Origin of the sequence: Winogradskyella wichelsiae, from assembly GCF_013403925.1 — a bacterium.
Classification (GTDB): domain Bacteria; phylum Bacteroidota; class Bacteroidia; order Flavobacteriales; family Flavobacteriaceae; genus Winogradskyella; species Winogradskyella wichelsiae.
Window position 1 is genome coordinate 354,032 of record NZ_JABFDJ010000004.1, and the last position, 19,275, is coordinate 373,306.

Sequence of the window (19,275 nt, forward strand, 5' to 3'; positions counted from 1 at the left end):
AAGGATTACATTTACTTTTGACAACTTAAACCAATAATAATACTTAATAAAAGATGGAGCAAAACACCTTATTACAAATTGCAAAGGATTTCGGAAGTCCTGTATATGTATATGATGCCGAAAAAATCGAATTTCAGTACAAACGATTAACTAAAGCATTTAGTAAGGTAAAGTCTTTAAAACTAAACTACGCGGTTAAAGCCCTGTCTAATATTTCAATATTAAAACTGTTTAATTCTTTTGGTTCTGGTATTGATACCGTTTCTATACAAGAAGTACAATTAGGACTCAAAGCGGGCTTTAAACCTGAAAATATTATTTTTACACCAAACGGTGTTTCGTTAGAAGAAATTGAAAAAGTGGCTAAACTTGGTGTTCAAATTAATATAGACAACCTTTCTATATTAGAGCAATTTGGAACAAAGCATCCTAAAACCCCTGTTTGTATTCGTATTAATCCTCACGTAATGGCTGGTGGCAACACTAATATCTCAGTTGGTCATATAGATAGTAAATTTGGAATTTCAATTCATCAGATTCCACTTTTGTTACGCATTGTAGAAAATACAAAAATGAATATCAACGGTATTCACATGCATACTGGAAGCGATATTTTAGATATTGACGTATTCTTATATGCAAGTGAAATTTTATTTGAAACGGCTAAAAATTTCAAAACTCTAGAATTTATTGATTTTGGATCCGGATTTAAAGTTCCTTATAAAGAAGGTGATATCGAAACAAATATTGAGGAATTAGGTGACAAATTATCCAAACGTTTTAATCAATTTTGTAAAGAATATGGAAGAGAATTAACACTCGCTTTTGAACCAGGAAAGTTTTTAGTGAGTGAAGCTGGTATTTTTTTAGCAAAAGTTAATGTCGTTAAACAAACAACCTCTACTGTTTTTGCTCAGATTGATTCAGGTTTCAATCATTTAATTAGACCTATGCTTTACGGATCTCAACACGAAATTGAAAATATTTCTAATCCTAAAGGACGAGAACGTTTTTACTCTGTAGTGGGTTACATCTGTGAAACAGATACTTTTGCAAACAACAGACGTATTGCAGAAATAAATGAAGGAGATATTCTTGGTTTTAAAAATGCTGGTGCCTACTGCTACTCTATGGCTAGTAACTACAATTCGCGTTACAGACCTGCTGAAGTTTTATTATATAAAGGAAAACCCCAACTTATCAGAAAACGTGAAACTTTTGATGACATTATAAATAATCAAGTTGAAATTACACTTTAAAAATAAACTAATAGCGTTAATTATTTGTCTATTTAAAGCACTTAGATAAGGCCTTTACAACTATCTTTGATTAGTTTTAAACCTTATCTATATGAAACAAATTGCGCCTAAAATTATTCGTCAAATTTTCGTTTTACTTTTAATTATTCTTTCAGGAAGTTTAATTTTCAGTGAAATGCTACCATATTTGAGCGGTGTTTTAGGCGCAATTACCTTTTATATATTGCTTAGAAAACTAATGAAACGTTTAGTTACTGAGTACAATTGGAAGCCTGCACTAGCTGCATTAGCATTAATGATTGGGTCTTTTATTATTATTTTAATTCCGCTTTCTGGGTTCGGAATTATGTTGGGCAATAAAATTTCTGATCTAGCAGGCAATAGCGAAAAAGTTATAGATGCTTTTAAAGAGCAAGTAGGAAGAGTAAAATTTGAAACAGGTATTGACGTTAATTCTCAAATTGATACAGATTCAATAACCACTTGGCTTTCTGAAAGTGTACAAAGCATGGCTGGTGATACATTTAACTTATTTATAGCGATAAGTTTAATGTATTTTATGCTCTACTTTATGCTAACAAATAGAAAAGAATTAAGACAATCTCTGCGTGATTACATTCCTATGAATGCAGATAATATAAGTGAAATTGGATCAGAAATACAAGCCATGGTAAAATCTAACGCTATTGGTATTCCTTTAGTTGCTATAGCTCAAGGAATTATTGCTTTAATTGGTTTTTTAATATTTGGAGTAGAAGAACCATTCTTTTGGTTTGTTATTGTTACAATTGGCTCTATGATTCCTTTTATCGGAACCTTTGTTGGCATAATACCTGTATTTATATTAAGTCTATCTTCAGGTAACACTTTTCAAGCATGGGGAATTTTAATTTACGGAATCGTTGTTGTCGGCACTACTGATAATATTATTAGATTGTATGTCCTAAGAAAATTAGATGATGTTCACCCTTTAATTACACTTATCGGTGTTATTGTTGGTGTACCGCTTTTTGGGTTTATTGGATTAATTTTTGGACCACTTTTAGTAAGTATTTTTATGGCTTTGGTTAGAATCTATACTCAAGAATATGGCAAGTCTGTTGATGGTCAATCTGAAGAGCAACTATAATCATCCATAAAAGAAAAAACGACAAGTAAATACTAATGTTTTATCTGTCGTTTCTGAATTCTTTTAGTTTCAAAAAAATATTATTCACTTTCTAATTGTGCTTTATATACATCAATATTAGATTTTTGACTTTCTGGTAATTCAGGTTCTTTAATATCTGTATATTCTTTTAAGGTATCATAAAGAATTTTAGCAACGATATATCGCGCTGTCGGTTTATCATCTGCAGGAAGATTATACCAAGGTGCATGTGGCTTTGATGTTTTATTAATAGCATCTTCATAACACTTTTGGTACGTATCCCAATGCTCACGTTCATCCAAATCATCTGGTGAAAATTTCCAGTTTTTACTAGGTTTATTAAGACGTCTTAACAATCTATTTTTTTGTTCTTCTTTTGAAAGATTCAAAAAGAATTTAAAAATTATAGTTCCATTATCTGCAATACGTTTTTCAAAGTTATTGATTTGATTGAATCGTTTCTCCCAAAAAGCTTCATTTACATGTTCAATTGAAGACACATTCGGAATGTTCTCGTACATTAAATATTCTGGATGCACTCTTGTAACTAATACATTTTCGTAATGTGTTCTATTAAAAATCCCGAATTTCCCTCGTGCAGGTAAGGCTATAATATGCCTCCAAAGATAATCGTGTTTTAATTCTAAATCTGTTGGTTTTTTAAAACTATGAGCAATAATTCCTCTCACATTAAATTCTTTAAACACCTCACGGATTAGGCTATCTTTACCTGCTGTATCCATTCCTTGGATACAAAATAAAACAGAATATTTACCATGAGCATACATTTTGTTTTGTATCTCAGCTAAATCTTCACTTACTTTTCTTAATTTCTTTTCAATCTTCTTTTCACTTTCATCTAAATCATAAGTTGTAGGTAAATCTTCAATCTTAATTTGAGATGAAATTTTGAAATCTTCTATTTTAATATCTTTCATAACTGCTAAATTCTATTTTGAAGCAAAGGCTTGAACATCACTTTCACTAACATCATTTCCTCCTAAAATGATTAAACGTTCTATTACATTACGTAACTCACGAATATTACCTGTCCAATCGTAATTTTGAAGTAATTTTATGGCTTTATCAGAAAATGTTTTTTTAATGTTTCCGTGTTCTTTCGAAATTTTTTCAGCGAAATAATTAATTAGAAGAGGAATGTCCTCTCTTCTCTCATTTAAAGAAGGAACTTCAATTAAAATCACTGCTAACCTGTGGTACAAATCTTCTCTAAAATTACCTTCTTCAATTTCCTTTTTAAGATTTTTATTAGTGGCTGCTACAACTCTAACATTAACTTTAATGTCTTTATCGCTCCCAACACGCTGTATCCGACTTTCTTGTAATGCTCGTAAAACCTTGGCTTGAGCAGATAAACTCATATCACCAATTTCATCTAAAAATATAGTTCCACCATTAGCTGCTTCAAATTTACCAGCTCTATCTTTTGCTGCTGATGTAAATGCTCCTTTTACATGACCGAATAATTCACTTTCTATTAGTTCACTTGGTATTGCAGCACAATTCACTTCAATCATTGCTCCTTTAGAGCGATCGCTTTTTTGATGTAACCAGTGCGCTACAAGTTCCTTACCTGTTCCATTTGGACCTGTAATTAAAACACGTGCGTCTGTTGGTGCAACTTTATCGATCATATCTTTAATACGAGCTATGTTATCGCTCTCACCGATCATCTCATAATTTTTACTGACTTTTTTCTTCAGCATTTTATTTTCTACTACGAGCTCTTTTCTATCTAATGCAATACGTACAGTATTTAGAAGTCTATTAAGATCTGGTGGTTTAGAAATATAATCAAAAGCACCTAAGCGCATTGTGTTTACAGCGGTATCTAGATCGCCGTGGCCAGAGATCATAACCATTGGAATTTCTGGTTTAATTTTTTTTGCCGCCTCCAATACTTCAACACCATCCATTTTTGGCATTTTTATATCACAAAGCACCAAATCGTAATCGTTATTTTTTATTTTTTCAATTCCCACTAATCCATCTTCAGCTTCTTCAACCTGATAGGTATCGTTTTCTTCTGATAAAATTTTAACTAATACACGACGGATAGCCGCTTCGTCTTCAATAATTAATATTTTAGGCATACTTATATTTTAAATTTTAATCCAGTTCTTAAATAGTAAGAGTTTAAATCATCTAATTGAAAAACTTCATCTCTATCGTTATTTCTCAATATATTCTTAAATCTAACAGTATAGCCACTATAAACATAAAGTACTATATGGTCTGTAATACAATATTCATATCCTAAACCAGCTACTGCTACAGACATTGATATATGGTCTACTTGTTCACCGTTAACATCTAATGGTCGTTGTAAATTTGCCATATACCCATCTAAACCAACAAAAACTTGTGCCATATTTTGTTCATTGAAATAGTATTTTAAATTAGATTTTGGAACACCTGCACTAAAAGACCAATAGTCATTAACGCGTCTGTAATAACTTATAAAGGGTAATGGATATGGAATTCCTGCTGTAGAATTGTAAGTTATACCCAATATTAAACGGTAAGGTTTCTCTGCAGATTCATCATCTGTTCTATCATTTATGGTATAGATACCACCGTTGAGAAATAAATCGTCTCCTGTAACCTTGTCTGTTAATGTTGAAGCGATACGTGGATTAAATTTAATTCCATACCTCCAATGTTCACTAGTTTTAAATGTATAAGCGATATTTAAATCAATAATATTTAGGCTTTCAAATAAAGAATTATCAAAGGGATAATCCTCTTCTAGATTTAAAATTACACGGTTGTATTCTGCTCCAATAACTAAATAACTATCATTTTTAAATTCTATTGGGTAATTTACTAAAGCCCTGAGTCTTGTATATTGATCACTTGATTTACTTTTAGGAATAAAAGAATATTCTAATCTTGCTAAATCAGTAAGCTGACCTATTGCTAGTTGTGAAAAACTCAAGGTTAATAAAATAATTAGAAACTTATAAGACTTCATTGCCATTAATTTATTTATTTGTTTGTTTTTATATTGATTTATTACCAATAATATGAATATCTCTTTGAGGGAAAGGAATCGCAATATTATTTTCTCTAAATAGCCGATCAATTTCAAAACGGATATCACTTTTAGGATGTTGTGCCGTAAAACTATCTCCTAATGTAAATACTAGTTTAAAATCTAAAGAACTATCTCCAAAGTTTGTAAAAACCACTGTTGGTGGGGGACTTGGTAAAACTTTATCATGAGCACTTGCTGCTTGCAACAATAACTGCTTAACCAATTGCACATCGCTACCATACGCAACTCCTACTTCTACATTTTCTCTTGTAGTAGATCCATTTTGAGTCCAATTATAGAGCGAGTTGGTTAAATAAAGATGATTCGGTATTATTAGTACTTTATTATCTACTGTTACCGCTCTTGTAGTTCTTAATTTTATTTCTACAACTCTACCAACCTTACCTTCAATTTCTATAATATCATCTACATGAACAGACTGATCTATTAAGATAAAAACTCCAGAAATAATATCTTGAAATAATGTTTCTAATGCTAACCCTATCCCTATTAATAATGCCGCAGATGCAGCAAAAACAGCTGTTACATTTACACCAACACTACTTAATGTTATAAAGAGAATTATTACATATATTAACCAACGAAAATAACCGTAAACGACATTAAACTTTCCTTTGTTCTCATTAGGAAGGTTTCTTGTAATGATTTTAAGAACAATTCGTAAAACAATTGTAGTGATAAAAATAGCAGTGATAACGATGATAACATCAAGTATTGAAATACTTATGTTTTCACCAATAGTCATATTCTGATTGAGAAAATACTTAGTAGATTCCCAGGCACTACTCTCAGTTCCGATATTTTCTAAATCTTGAATCATCGATTAATATTTTAACCATTTAAAAAGTTCTTTGTATGTTGGTTTTTTACCATACATTAAAATTCCTACTCTATAAATTTTAGCTGCAAACCAAACTGCAAAAACAAATGTTCCTATTAATAGGAGTAGAGATAATCCTTGCTGCCAAAGTGGTACACCAAAAGGAATACGCATTAACATTACTACAGGAGATGTTAATGGTATAAAAGAAAACACCGTTGAAACCGTACCATGAGGATCTTCAATTACCGTAAATACACCAACATAAACAGCTAACATTAAAGGCATTAATATAGGTAACATAAATTGTTGTGTATCCGTTTCGTTATCTACAGCTGCCCCAATAGCCGCATAAAGTGAGCTATATAATAAGTAACCACCAATGAAGAAAAAGAGAAAAGCAATAATTAAATTTAACAATGGCAAATTACTTATTGCAGTAATTAAGTTTTCTGCCATAACCTGTGGGTCACCAGCTTGCATAGCTTGATTAACCATTTCTTGCTGTGGAGACTGTACTTGTGCTAAATCTATACCAAAAATAGCCGATACAATAAACATTAAAACCCCACCTAAAATAACCCAAATAATGAATTGTGTAATTCCTGCTAATGACGTCCCTATAATTTTCCCCATCATTAATTGAATAGGTTTTACAGACGAAATGATAACTTCTATAATTCGACTTGTTTTTTCTTCAATAACGCTACGCATAATCATGTTACCATAAATAATGATGAACATAAAAAGCAAATAACCGGCAGCTCCACCAAATGCTAACTTTACAACATTGTCTATTTTAGAACTTTTTTGTCCGTCAAAACTTTCTTGTGCAATATCAATATTTGTCTGAGAGGCTTCTATTTGTGCCATAGAAACTCCGTCTAATTCAAGTTTCTTTTCTTTCAATCTTTTTTCTATACGTTGTTCTATACCAGATATGATACTTAGAGAAGGAGAGTCTTCTGAATAAAACTTTACATGCCCCTCAATATCATCAAGCGAATTCGCTTTAGAAACATATAATAAACCATAATCTTCTTTTTCTTTTACTAATACAATCGCATCTTCTAAACTTAAGCCATTTAGGTTAGTGTAATTAGTATTTTCTGTATCTTGAAATACATCTTCTAAATAACCTGTTTCATCTAAAACAGAAATAGTACGATGTTTATCATTATTTAATTGAGATAAATAAGCCACAACTGCAATAAGCGCAATCATTATTAATGGACTTAAAAACGTCATTACAATAAATGATTTGTTTTTCACTTTTGTAAAATACTCACGTTTTATGATTAGAGGTAAGTGATTCATTATTTAGTTGTTTTTTACAGTTTGAATAAAAATATCGCTTGCTGAAGGAATAACTTCTACAAAATGATTAACCTGAGCTTTTGAGGTTAAGAATGACAACAAGTCATTAGGCGATGTTTGTTCATTTGTTTTAATATTCAACTTAATATCATCATTTAAATTTTTAAAAGTTGCTGGTAGCACTTCAAATTTAGCTTGAATTTCAGAAAACACTTTTTCCTTATCTAGGGATTCCAATCCTATTTCAAAAGTATTTGTTTTATACTGGCGCTTAATATCATTCAACTTTCCATCTAAAACTTTATTAGATTGATGAATTAATGCTATATGATCACAGAGCTCCTCAACAGATTCCATTCTGTGTGTAGAAAAAATGACAGTTGCTCCTTCATCTCGTAATTGTAAAATTTCGTCTTTAATTAAATTGGCATTTATAGGATCGAAACCAGAAAAGGGTTCATCAAAAATCAATAATTTAGGTTGATGAAGAACCGTTACAATAAACTGTATTTTTTGGGCTTGACCTTTACTTAACTCTTGAATTTTTTTATTCCACCAATCCCCAATTTCTAATTTGTCAAACCAATATTTTAATCTTGTTTTGGCTTCAGATTTTGAAAGTCCTTTTAACTGCGCTAAATACAAACATTGCTCACCTACTTTCATAGATTTGTACAATCCGCGTTCTTCTGGCAAATAGCCAATATCTCTAACGTGCTCCGCTGTTAAGGGCTGACCGTCTAACATAACGTTACCATCGTCTGGCATTGTAATTTGATTTATAATGCGAATTAAAGTGGTTTTACCTGCGCCATTAGGGCCTAGTAAACCAAAGATGCTACCTTTTGGCACAGCTATAGATACTTCATTTAGTGCTTTAAAATTTCCGTAGCTCTTAGAAACAGAATTAGCAACTAATAAGTCATTCATATTAATCTTAATTTTAAGGATATGGTTAGTATGTAAATATATTAAATGTTAGAGTTTTTAAAATAACAATGCGCTACTATTTCTGTAAATAAAAAATATTTCTTTAACTCGTATGAGAAATTCATATCACATTAAAAATAAACACAAGTAAAGACTGTTAGCTTTAAAACTCAATTTGGTAGAAAAACAAAACCCACCCTTATGGTTAGATAAGGATGGGAAAAAATTGCTATGAAAAAGAAAAATTACCGCTAATAAATTAGCGATAAATCAAATATACTAATTTTTATTCAATAGAAACGTTTATGAAAACATATCTTTTACCTTTTCAAAAAAAGATTTATCAGAACTTTCTGGCTTAGGCACAAAATGTTCATCATCTTTCATACTTTCAAAAAATGCTTTTTGTTTCTTATTTAAGGTCTTTGGAGTCCAAACATTTACATGAACTAATAGATCTCCTGTACCATAACCGTTAATGCTAGGTATACCTTTACCTCTCAATCTTAGAATCTTACCTGATTGTACACCTGGCTCTATCTTAATTCTAACTTTACCTGTAACAGTATCTATCTCTTTTGAGTTTCCTAAAACGGCATCTGGTAGACTGACATACATATCATAGTGTAAGTTATCACCTTCACGTTTAAGTGTTGGATGATCTTCTTCCTGAATAGCAACTAATAAGTCTCCTGCAATACCATTTCCTGGTGCATCGTTACCTTTTCCTGTAACCTTAAGTTGCATTCCATCTACAACACCTGCTGGTATTTTAACGGTAACCGTCTCGTCTGAAGCCACTAAACCATGGGCATCAGCATCTGCTGGTTTTTTATCAATAGATTGTCCTGCGCCACCACAAGTTGGGCATGCAGAAGCTGTTTGCATTCTACCTAAAATAGTATTGGTAACTCTTGTTACTTGACCAGCACCACCACAAGTGCTGCATGTTTTGTAGGTTGTACCAGGTGCTTGTATTTTACGTTTTACTTTAATCTTTTTCTCTACGCCATTAGCGACATCTTCTAAAGATAATGTAACACGGATTCGTAAGTTACTACCTTTAACAACACGCTGTCTGCTACCTCCGCCGCCAAAGCCACTAAATCCGCCTCCGCCGCCAAAGCCGCCGCCGCCAAAAATATCACCAAATTGACTGAAGATGTCATCCATATTCATGCCACCTCCATTGAAGCCGCCGCCTCCGCTGCCATCAAAGGCTTGGTGCCCAAATTGGTCGTAACGTGCTTTTTTATCAGCATTACTTAATATCTCATAAGCTTCTGCTGCTTTTTTAAACTTCTCTTCTGCTTCTGTATCATCTGGATTTTTATCGGGATGATATTTCAATGCCATTTTACGATAAGCCTTTTTTATCTCGGCATCAGATGCTCCTTTACTTATTCCTAATATTTCGTAATAATCTTCTTTCATCAACTAATTTATTCGTGATATTTTGCAGAAACTCGCAAACTTGTAATTAACTTTTATTGTCCGATAACCACTTTTGGAAAACGGATTATTTTGTCACCCAATTTATAACCGTGTTCTACAACATCAATAATTTTTCCTTTTAAATCTTCCGATGGTGCAGGAATCTGAGTGATCGCTTCATGAATATCTGCGTTAAAAACGTCTCCTTGTCTTACTTCTAGTTTAGATAGCCCTTTTTGTTCTAAAGTATTTACTAACTTATTATAAATTAATAAAACACCTTTTCTTAACTCTTCTGCTTCTTTGTCATCTTCAATATGCGATAAAGCACGTTCAAAATCATCAAGTACAGGAAGCATAGCAACTACAACATCCTTACTCGCTGTTTTAAATAATTCAATGCGTTCTTTAGTTGTTCGTTTTTTATAGTTTTCAAACTCAGCAAACAATCGCATAAATTTATCTTTCTCAGCAACTAACTGATCTTGCATTTGTTCTTCTGGAGATTTAACAACTTCTTGCTCTTCTACACCTGCTTCTGCCGTAGTAGAAGTTTGATCCTCAATATTAGGATCTTCTACATTTGTATTTTTATCTTTTTTACTCATTTTGAGTTCTTTTTTTGCTTTCAATTATATTGACAAAAGTACTGCCATTATTATAAAAATGTCAAAATGTCATTAACATTTTTTTCTACAGTCTAAGTCTCCTATTTCTTATCTTCGTATTTTTAAACCAAACCATAAAAACTCAAATATGAAAACTAAAATTTTTAATTTATTTACTTTAATTACTCTAATTACATTTACGAGCTGTGGAGACAAAGCAAAAGAAGCAGAAACTAAAAAAGCTGCTGAAGTTGCTGTTTCTGACTCTAACTACATAGTAAGCACTGATAAGTCTACCATTGAATGGAAAGGCTTTAAACCTACAGGTACACATTACGGTACAATTGACATAAAAGCAGGAAAACTGAGCATTAACAATGGAGTCATTGAAGCAGGAAATTTTATAATTGACATGAATAGCATCGTGGTAAATGATATTCCTGTTGAAGAAGAAGGTAATGCTAAGTTAACAAATCATCTAAAAAGCGATGATTTTTTTAACACTGAAGCGCATCCTGGTGCTGTTTTTAAAATTACAGGAATAGAAACAACTAATGGAACAACTATATTATCAGGAAATTTAACTATTAAAGAGACTACAAACAATGTTAGCTTTCCTATTACAACAACATATAATGAAAATGATAAAACTATGACTTTAACTAGTGAGACATTTACTATAGACCGTTCTAAATGGAATGTAAAATATGGTTCAAAATCTTTTTTTGATGATTTAGGGGATAAGTTTATCAAGAATGATATTGAATTAAAAATAGCTATTAATGCTTCAATAATTAAATAAAATTAACTCTTATTTAATAAAGAAAAAACACTCTTATAAGATGATAAGAGTGTTTTTTTTTGAAACTAGAAGATAATATTAATTATCTATATATAGGAATTTTAAGTCCAACGTAAACATCTGTCGTTTTAGAACTGTCTGATAAAAGATTAGTAAACACAGACCCCGAACCTATCGTTAACGGCCCTAAGCGAAATCCGCCTCCAAAGGACACATCTCCATACTGTCTAAAACTAAGTGGAGCATAAAAGCTAAACCACTTCGTTTCTAATCTTGGCGCTATGGTTGCTGTATTAATTACTGAAGTATTTAACTCCGAGTTATCTTTGACCATCGATAAATCTGCCTGAGCACTTACAAACCACTTTTTAGATAACCTATAATCTACTAACAAGTGAAGCGCTGTTGGCAATTTTATTTTAGCGGTTTCGGTTGTTTCCACGCCTAAGTAATTATTATCCAAGAACTCTTCTATATCCTCCTCATAATTTGCTGTACTTGCTGAGGCATCTAAATTGTATCTACTTACTTTAGCTTCATCATAACTAATAGATCCAATATCTGTAATAGAAACCCCCACCTTTAGTTTATATGGGTTTTCATGAATTGGAAAATTATTATTAATCTTCTCTTTATACCACTGGTATGTAAAACCAATATCTACACCTACACCAGATGTTAAATTACTAAAATCTAAATCGTCTGCATCAAAATCTTGACTTGTACCATAATTAAAGTTCCCTTGAGTTACCAATGTTTCTGAATTTGCAGAGAATTGACCTTGCAAGCCTGGACTACTCATAAACGCACTACCTGCACCTTGTAAGTATTTTAAAGTAACACCACCTTTTAAAACATGATTTGGTTTTTCAATTAAGATTCTTCCATAAGCCAAACCTATCTCTGACCAAGCGTGTATCGTACCATTTAAGTTTTTTGAATCGAAATTAAAATCATCATTAACATCAAAATCATCAACAACAGCCTCATATAATTCACCGTTTATATGATTTATATTCATATTAGCTCTAACTCTAGTAACTAAACCAATACTATTTTTTTTATTTATGTTAAACATAAAGGAAGGTCCTAAAACATCTACATTAAAAAAGAAATTATTAGCATTACTTGGAAACTTTTCACTGTCTTCTTCAAAATCGAAGCCACCATCAGAACTCATGATATCGCTAAGATTAATTCCGAAATAATCACTACCGCCAAAGACACTTGCAGATAATAAATTAACATCGGCTCTTAAATTAGAACCAACAATACTAGATGGATTGTAAATAACACCTTGAACACCTGAATAATTATCTACAGAATGACCAACATAACTTTGACCATAAGATAAATTCAGTGTGAATAGCAGAACTGAAAAGCTTAATAATTTTGTGTATTTCATAATTTAATTTGGGTTGATTAATGGCGAAGTTAAAATTATAATTGACTTCTTAAAGTTTTTTAAAAAAAATTAAAAACCATAGCAACAAACAATTACAACTAAAACAACCAAACCACACTAAATTATTCTAACTTAATTAGTTTCTTAAAAATTTTAATTTAAAATATTTAGACACCATAAACAAAGCACTAAATTTTAGTTTAAAAAAAAGCCGTAAAAAGTAAAATAAATTAAGATTATGAGAAGGATATTTAAAAATAGAAATTATATGAAAACATATTTGATAGCTGCAATCATACTTATAAAACCAATAAAAGCAAGAAGAACCCAAATGGTGCCTTTATAATATTTTTTATGAATTTTAAGATCTTTACGGTACTGAAAAGCAACAACAATAACAAAGGCAATAAAAAATAATATTCCAAAAATCAATTGACCAGTACTAAACATCTTCTTATTTTTATGCAAAAATAAGGATTAGTACATTAATAAACCATAACTATGCAAGACAAAATAAAAGCTGTAAAAGCATTTCATACAGCTTACAAAATAGGATATCGAGAAACACCAAAAGCCGACTTAGGTCTAAACAAAAACTTATTGCGTTACGAACTTATGCGCGAAGAAAATGAAGAATACCTAGAAGCAACAAAAATTAATGATTTAGTCGAGGTTGCTGATGCCTTAGGTGATATGTTGTACATTTTATGCGGAACCATTATAGAGCATGGTATGCAGCACAAAATCGAAGAAGTTTTTGAAGAAATACAACGCAGTAACATGAGTAAATTAGGAGCAGATGGCGAACCAATTTACCGCGAAGATGGTAAAGTTTTAAAGGGACCTAATTACTTTAAACCGAATATAAAAGAAATATTAGAATCATAAAAAAAAGCAGCCAATTGGCTGCTTTTTTTTTATTTGTGTTATAAGAAGTTTACTTAACTTCATGTCTCCAACCATGCTTATCTTCAGATAAATTGTGTTGAATATCTAATAATGTTTTCTTAAATAATTTAGCATAAGAATCTTCTATTTCAGGAATTTCAAATAATTCTTCCTTATGCTCAAATGCAGAAATAATACTTATCACGGCAGCTGTTCCTGTTCCAAAAATCTCTTTCAAACGACCTTCTTTAGCTGCTGCTTTTATTTCATCAACAGTAACACGTCTTACCTCACAAGTAATTCCTAAATCTTCAGCCAACTGAAGCATACTTTTTCTTGTAATACCATCTAAAATTCTATCGCTAGTTGGTGCCGTAATCAATGTATCATCAATTCTAAAAAACACATTCATCGTTCCTGCTTCTTCTAAGAAACTATGTGTACTAGCATCTGTCCAAATGATTTGTTGAAAACCTTTTTCTTGTGCTAAACTCGTTGGATAAAATTGCGCTGCATAATTTCCGGCTGCTTTTGCAAAACCGACACCTCCATCTGCAGAACGACTAAATTCTTCAGCAATTAAAACACGTACTGGTGAGTTATAGTAAGATTGTGCTGGTGAACATATAATCATAAACCTATAATTATTTGCTGGAGAAGCAGAAATTGCAGGTTCTGTTGCAATTACAAAGGGACGCAAGTATAATGAGTTTCCAATACCAGGCTTAATCCAATCACTATCTAAATTTAATAACGCTTCTAAACCTTCAAAAAAGTAATTTTCAGGAAAAGAAGGCATTGCCAAACGGTTCGATGATTTATTAATTCTATCAAAATTCTCTTTTGGTCTAAAGAGAAAAACTTTTCCATCGTCTCCCTTATAAGCTTTCATACCCTCAAAAACAGCTTGTCCATAATGAAAAACACGCGCAGAAGGCTCATAACTCATCGCTTGATATGGTATTACTTTTGGTGTTTGCCATTTGCCATCTTCATAATCACAGACAAACATATGGTCTGTAAACAAACGACCAAAGTCTAAGTTGTTGAAATCTACCGTGTCAATTTTAGAAGTTTTAGCTTTTTCAATGCTAATCTTCTCTGTATGTTGAGCCATAATTATATATGATTTTCACACAAAAGTACGTAATCAGCAGCTTTAATAAAAGGTTATATTCCGTTAAATTGTCTAAATTTGTGATTCGATAACAATTCAATTCAAAATCTATTAAAAATGAAAAAAATCATTTTACTATTAGCGATAAGCTTAACTATTTTTTCTTGTAAAAACGAATCTAAGACTGTAGAAACTAAAATTGAAGATACAAAACCAGAGATTGCTTACGCTTCTTTTGGTAAAGAAATCACAGATACTGATGCCTTATCTTCTGAGCGCATGATGGAACATTACAAAAATTTGAAAGCTGGTGATACAGTTAATTCTAAAATGAAAGGGAAAATTATTGAAGTTTGTTCTAAAAAAGGATGTTGGATGACTTTAGATGTTGATGGAGAAAAAGAAGTAATGGTTAAGTTTAAAGATTACGGATTCTTCATGCCTTTAAATGCTGAAGGAGATGTTGTAATTAATGGTAAAGCTTTTGTTGCAGAAACGTCTGTAGAAGAGTTAAGACATTATGCACAAGATGCAGGAAAAACAGAAGAAGAAATCGCAGCAATTACAGATCCTAAATTTGAATATCGTTTTGAAGCTGATGGAGTTTTACTTAAACAGTAGATTTATTTGGGTTTTATTGTTTTGGCTTTTTATACTTACTAGTTGTAAAAATGAAGAAAAAATAATTAAAGAACCTATTAAAACAAATATTGAATACCAAATGTATCAACCTTCTGAAATGGCTGGTTTTATGAATACTATGTATGCTTATAATTTACAGTTAAAAGCACAAATTATAGCAGGCGACCAACCTAGTTCTTTACCATTAGATCTTATTAAATTGCACTCGGCAGAAATGAGTAATGGAAAATCTAGAACTCAAAACTGGCAAAATTTTGTAAATGTATTTATTGCATCTCAAGAAGCAGTTGTAGATACATTGTCTAATTTTGAAATAAAAGAACGTTACAACGCTGCCATTAGCAACTGTCTTAATTGTCACAAAACAGAGTGCACAGGCCCAATACCAAAGATTAAAAAATTAATGATTCAATAAAATTTGAAGAGAAATATCATTACCACATCAGACGGTTCTAAAACTATACAAATAGAAGAATGGAACGAACAATACCATTCTATACATGGTGCCATACAAGAAGCAAATCACGTTTTTATGAAACATGGTTTGCTTTATTATTCTGATCTTAGAACTGAAAATAATACTGAAGAAATCCATATCTTAGAAATTGGTTTTGGTACTGGCCTTAATGCTTTTTTAACATTAATTGAAGCTGAAAAATTAAACAAGAGCATCAATTATGTTGGTGTTGAAGCTTACCCCGTTCAATTAGAAGAAGTACAGCAACTTAATTATATAGAGCTTATTTCTGAAACTCATAAATCTGTTTTTGAAAAACTACATGAAACACCTTGGGAAAAACCTAGCGCAATCACCTCTAATTTTCAATTAGAAAAACAGCAGAAATTCTTTAAAGATATCACTGTTAAAAATGAATTTGACATTATTTATTTTGATGCTTTTGGTGCCCGTGTTCAACCTGATTTATGGACTGAAGCTATTTTCGAAATTATGTTTAATGCTTTAAAAGAAAACGGTGTTTTAGTTACTTACTCTGCAAAAGGAAGCGTAAGACGTGCCATGCAAGCCGTTGGCTTAACAGTAGAACGCCTTCCTGGACCTCCAGGTAAACGCGAAATGCTAAGGGCAACGAAACTAGCAATGAGCCAACAATAAGATAAAGATTAGATGTTTTATTATCACTCAGCGTAAAATTCCGTTTTTCTGAATTTTGTATAAGACTTTTTTTCGTTTGATATCGTTTGAGTAGTCTTATAAAGCTGATTATTCAAACGTTAAATCATAATTAAACTCTATACATCTGCCATAACCATTTTGTATCTTTACATTAAAAGCTAAAATGACTATTTTAATTACAGGTGCAACGGGATTAATAGGGCAAGAGATTGTAAAACAATGTCATGCTGCAAAAATTAATATTCACTATTTAACGACTTCGAAATCTAAACTTAGTAAAGAACCTAACTATAAAGGATTTTATTGGAATCCTAAGGAGAATCAGATTGATCATCTTTGCTTTCAAGGTGTAGATGCCATAATTAATATGGTTGGTGCATCAATATCTAAACGATGGACAGATAGCTACAAAAAAGAAATTCTTGAAAGCAGAACACAGACTGCTCAACTTTTACAAAGCACCATTAACTTATATAATTATAAGATTAACCAAGTTGTTTCAGCCAGCGCAATAGGCATTTACCCGACCAGTTTAATTAATTATTACGAAGAAACAAATACCGAAATTTCAGAAACGTTTTTAGGAAAGGTTGTCCATGAATGGGAAGCTGCTGTTGATGGTTTTGAAACCTTAGGATGTAAAGTTGCTAAAATTAGGATTGGTTTAGTCTTAGCCAAAGATGGAGGTGCATTGCCTGAAATAGTAAAACCTATAAAATACGGTTTCGGTGCTGCCTTTGGAAGTGGTAAACAATGGCAAAGTTGGATACATGTTAGAGATTTAGCTTCATTATTTGTATTTGCAGTACAGCACAACTTTAAAGGTGTTTATAATGGTGTTGCACCAAACCCTGTAAGTAATAAGGAATTAACGAAGTTTGCTGCATCCTTACTAGAACGCCCGTTAATATTGCCTAATATTCCTAAATTTGTAATGAAATTAGTATTAGGTGAAATGCATATTTTATTATTTGAAAGTCAACGTGTCAGTTCTCAAAAAATAGAAGCTGAAGGTTTTAATTTTGAATTTGTGAATTTACAACCTGCTTTAGAAGATTTATTGGTCGTTTAAATCTTAAAAAAAGTAAATACAGTTTTTACTACGCTATAATTTCGTAATCAATATCTAGTTTACGTAACGCTCTTAATGCCGAACCCGAATTTTTGTCGCTTACCTCAATATCTATAGGATCTCCTTCTAAGAGAATATCCGTAAACTCGTTAGCCAAAACACCACTAACATTAGAAATCTCTGTAATACAATTAGCAATTGCTCTTTTATCTGGTCTTTGTGCGTCACAGGATAATAGGTTTAGTTTCATGAGTTTTTATTTATTCTTTATTTAAAGTTATGTGGTACATACATGTAATGATTCTCTTTTATATCAAAATTTAATCATGGTTGTTTCATTATAGTAATTTATTAGTTATCAGCGAAGTTAATAAAACTTCCTTGTTTTTGTGTGAAGATTTTAAGACGTAAAATCTTTAACAACTAACACTCAAAAAAACTACGCTTAACGCCTTTGCTCAAAAATAGTATTTCTTTCTGTAGTTTTCTTATACATGTTTTTTGGAACAAACTCATTGCTCGCTTTAGAATGATAATTTTTATGGTTTGGATTAAGCATATAATCTAGTTGATGCGCAATCATTTTTTCAAAAGGTATAAGAAAATCCTGGGTCTCGCAATGTTCAACATCTCCTTTCTTAAGTAAATTTAAGACGGTATATACAGACTCAATAGTACTTAAACAAAGTGATTCTGGTTGTTGTTTGATTATAAATTTTGACTTAATTGTATTATCAAAACTCACTCGTTTTAAAGTTTGCAAGTTCTTACTTAGTTTTAGCATTTTACGAGCACAAGGCCATGTACCATCTAGAATGAAGAGCTGTGGATTATTCTCCATAAATGAATTTACTTCTGAACTATCTTTTACAGATAAGTTGAAATTATCTTTTCCTGGATACAATAAAAAAGAACTATTATTTTCATTATTCAGTATGTCATTTACGCGCTTATTATTGGTAAAATCGACACCAACTATAATTTCTGAATTTTCAAGTTGAAGCTTCGTCATATGTCCCGTTCCGTTTTTTTCTTTCTTGTACTCTTTTGGGTGCATAAGGATAATAAAACGCGTTTTGGTATGCAAAGGACTAATATATTTACAAATACATGTGCTTTTGGGGTTCATGCATTTGTAACATGCTAGTCTTGGCTTTTTTATTTCTGCTTGCAAAATGAATCTTTCTTTATTTTTTTGGTTAGCTACGGTTTTGTGCATAATTTGTAAAGTGGTTAAGCAAATACAAGCTTAATAGAAAATATTAGAGAATTTTTAGACATAACTACGGACCTATCAATTTTTCCATTCATCTTTTCCGAAATATTTATTTACGTGATTAGAATTATTAATACTGATTTCTCCAATTAAAGTGTCTGGTTTAAATTTAGGTTTAAGTGAATCGGACAATTCTAAATATCCGTCTTGAACATATTTTTCAGGATTTGGAACAATTTCACGTTGACCTTGATTTTGAGTTGAATTATTACAACTGAGTAAAAATAATGTAAGACTAAATAATATTACTATAATTTGTTTCATGCCTTTCTCGATCTATTATAAGGCTGTCTTAGACATAAAAACTAGCGCTAAAAATAAACGATAATTTTCGGATTAAA

General features: G+C 31.4%; 21 protein-coding genes. 8 read left to right on the forward strand and 13 right to left on the reverse strand.

Going from position 1 to position 19,275, the window contains the following annotated elements:
- Positions 1 to 53: 53 nt before the first annotated feature.
- The gene (gene lysA, locus HM985_RS10785) at positions 54 to 1,259 is read left to right on the forward strand and encodes a diaminopimelate decarboxylase (protein ID WP_179376257.1); all 1,206 of its coding nucleotides are present in this window, start codon (positions 54 to 56) and stop codon (positions 1,257 to 1,259) included.
- Positions 1,260 to 1,350: 91 nt separating this feature from the next.
- A complete protein-coding gene (locus tag HM985_RS10790; RefSeq protein WP_179376258.1) occupies positions 1,351 to 2,388 on the forward strand; it encodes an AI-2E family transporter in 1,038 nt (345 codons plus the stop codon).
- An 80-nt stretch (positions 2,389 to 2,468) separates the two neighbouring features.
- On the opposite strand, the gene HM985_RS10795 is transcribed toward HM985_RS10790, so the two are convergent.
- From HM985_RS10795 to HM985_RS10830, 8 genes are all read right to left on the reverse strand, one after another.
- Positions 2,469 to 3,347, reverse strand: a complete 879-nt coding sequence (locus HM985_RS10795) for a PPK2 family polyphosphate kinase (RefSeq protein WP_179376259.1) — start codon at positions 3,345 to 3,347, stop codon at positions 2,469 to 2,471.
- A gap of 12 nt (positions 3,348 to 3,359) precedes the next feature.
- Positions 3,360 to 4,523: a sigma-54-dependent transcriptional regulator gene (locus HM985_RS10800; RefSeq protein WP_179376260.1), complete on the reverse strand. Its 1,164-nt coding sequence runs from the start codon at positions 4,521 to 4,523 to the stop codon at positions 3,360 to 3,362.
- Between the two features lie 2 nt (positions 4,524 to 4,525).
- Positions 4,526 to 5,404, reverse strand: coding sequence for a DUF6268 family outer membrane beta-barrel protein (locus HM985_RS10805; RefSeq protein WP_179376261.1), 879 nt, complete (start codon positions 5,402 to 5,404; stop codon positions 4,526 to 4,528).
- Between the two features lie 28 nt (positions 5,405 to 5,432).
- Positions 5,433 to 6,308: a mechanosensitive ion channel family protein gene (locus tag HM985_RS10810; RefSeq protein ID WP_179376262.1), complete on the reverse strand. Its 876-nt coding sequence runs from the start codon at positions 6,306 to 6,308 to the stop codon at positions 5,433 to 5,435.
- 3 nt (positions 6,309 to 6,311) lie between these two features.
- Positions 6,312 to 7,625, reverse strand: a complete 1,314-nt coding sequence (locus HM985_RS10815; RefSeq protein WP_179376263.1) for an ABC transporter permease — start codon at positions 7,623 to 7,625, stop codon at positions 6,312 to 6,314.
- A 3-nt stretch (positions 7,626 to 7,628) separates the two neighbouring features.
- Complete coding sequence (locus HM985_RS10820; protein WP_179376264.1) at positions 7,629 to 8,555, reverse strand: ABC transporter ATP-binding protein; 927 nt, start codon at positions 8,553 to 8,555, stop codon at positions 7,629 to 7,631.
- Positions 8,556 to 8,858: 303 nt separating this feature from the next.
- Complete coding sequence (dnaJ, locus tag HM985_RS10825; RefSeq protein WP_179376265.1) at positions 8,859 to 9,989, reverse strand: molecular chaperone DnaJ; 1,131 nt, start codon at positions 9,987 to 9,989, stop codon at positions 8,859 to 8,861.
- 53 nt (positions 9,990 to 10,042) lie between these two features.
- Positions 10,043 to 10,597: a nucleotide exchange factor GrpE gene (locus HM985_RS10830; RefSeq protein ID WP_179376266.1), complete on the reverse strand. Its 555-nt coding sequence runs from the start codon at positions 10,595 to 10,597 to the stop codon at positions 10,043 to 10,045.
- 148 nt (positions 10,598 to 10,745) lie between these two features.
- On the opposite strand from HM985_RS10830, the gene HM985_RS10835 reads away from it, so the two are divergent.
- Complete coding sequence (locus HM985_RS10835; protein WP_179376267.1) at positions 10,746 to 11,399, forward strand: YceI family protein; 654 nt, start codon at positions 10,746 to 10,748, stop codon at positions 11,397 to 11,399.
- An 82-nt stretch (positions 11,400 to 11,481) separates the two neighbouring features.
- Here HM985_RS10835 and HM985_RS10840 read toward each other — a convergent pair whose 3' ends face one another.
- Positions 11,482 to 12,804, reverse strand: a complete 1,323-nt coding sequence (locus tag HM985_RS10840) for a DUF5723 family protein (RefSeq protein ID WP_179376268.1) — start codon at positions 12,802 to 12,804, stop codon at positions 11,482 to 11,484.
- Between the two features lie 501 nt (positions 12,805 to 13,305).
- Here HM985_RS10840 and HM985_RS10845 point away from each other — a divergent pair.
- Positions 13,306 to 13,692 (forward strand): pyrophosphohydrolase domain-containing protein, encoded by a 387-nt coding sequence (locus tag HM985_RS10845; RefSeq protein WP_179376269.1) that lies wholly within the window; start codon positions 13,306 to 13,308, stop codon positions 13,690 to 13,692.
- A 49-nt stretch (positions 13,693 to 13,741) separates the two neighbouring features.
- Here HM985_RS10845 and HM985_RS10850 read toward each other — a convergent pair whose 3' ends face one another.
- Positions 13,742 to 14,809, reverse strand: coding sequence for a branched-chain amino acid aminotransferase (locus tag HM985_RS10850; protein ID WP_179376270.1), 1,068 nt, complete (start codon positions 14,807 to 14,809; stop codon positions 13,742 to 13,744).
- A 117-nt stretch (positions 14,810 to 14,926) separates the two neighbouring features.
- Between HM985_RS10850 and HM985_RS10855 the strand changes: the two genes are divergently transcribed.
- From HM985_RS10855 to HM985_RS10870, 4 genes are all read left to right on the forward strand, one after another.
- Positions 14,927 to 15,430 carry a DUF4920 domain-containing protein gene (locus HM985_RS10855; protein WP_179376271.1) on the forward strand — a complete coding sequence of 168 codons (504 nt, stop codon included), beginning with the start codon at positions 14,927 to 14,929 and terminating at the stop codon, positions 15,428 to 15,430.
- Positions 15,408 to 15,866, forward strand: coding sequence for a hypothetical protein (locus HM985_RS10860; protein WP_179376272.1), 459 nt, complete (start codon positions 15,408 to 15,410; stop codon positions 15,864 to 15,866). The genes HM985_RS10855 and HM985_RS10860 overlap by 23 nt, the downstream gene beginning before the upstream one ends.
- A 3-nt stretch (positions 15,867 to 15,869) precedes the next feature.
- The gene (gene mnmD / locus HM985_RS10865; protein WP_179376273.1) at positions 15,870 to 16,565 is read left to right on the forward strand and encodes a tRNA (5-methylaminomethyl-2-thiouridine)(34)-methyltransferase MnmD; all 696 of its coding nucleotides are present in this window, start codon (positions 15,870 to 15,872) and stop codon (positions 16,563 to 16,565) included.
- A 184-nt stretch (positions 16,566 to 16,749) separates the two neighbouring features.
- Positions 16,750 to 17,658, forward strand: a complete 909-nt coding sequence (locus HM985_RS10870; protein ID WP_179376274.1) for a TIGR01777 family oxidoreductase — start codon at positions 16,750 to 16,752, stop codon at positions 17,656 to 17,658.
- Positions 17,659 to 17,686: 28 nt separating this feature from the next.
- On the opposite strand, the gene HM985_RS10875 is transcribed toward HM985_RS10870, so the two are convergent.
- From HM985_RS10875 to HM985_RS10885, 3 genes are all read right to left on the reverse strand, one after another.
- Positions 17,687 to 17,908: a hypothetical protein gene (locus HM985_RS10875; protein WP_179376275.1), complete on the reverse strand. Its 222-nt coding sequence runs from the start codon at positions 17,906 to 17,908 to the stop codon at positions 17,687 to 17,689.
- A 195-nt stretch (positions 17,909 to 18,103) separates the two neighbouring features.
- The gene (locus HM985_RS10880; protein WP_262886522.1) at positions 18,104 to 18,877 is read right to left on the reverse strand and encodes a tRNA-uridine aminocarboxypropyltransferase; all 774 of its coding nucleotides are present in this window, start codon (positions 18,875 to 18,877) and stop codon (positions 18,104 to 18,106) included.
- A gap of 75 nt (positions 18,878 to 18,952) precedes the next feature.
- Positions 18,953 to 19,198: a hypothetical protein gene (locus HM985_RS10885; protein WP_179376277.1), complete on the reverse strand. Its 246-nt coding sequence runs from the start codon at positions 19,196 to 19,198 to the stop codon at positions 18,953 to 18,955.
- Positions 19,199 to 19,275: the final 77 nt, after the last annotated feature.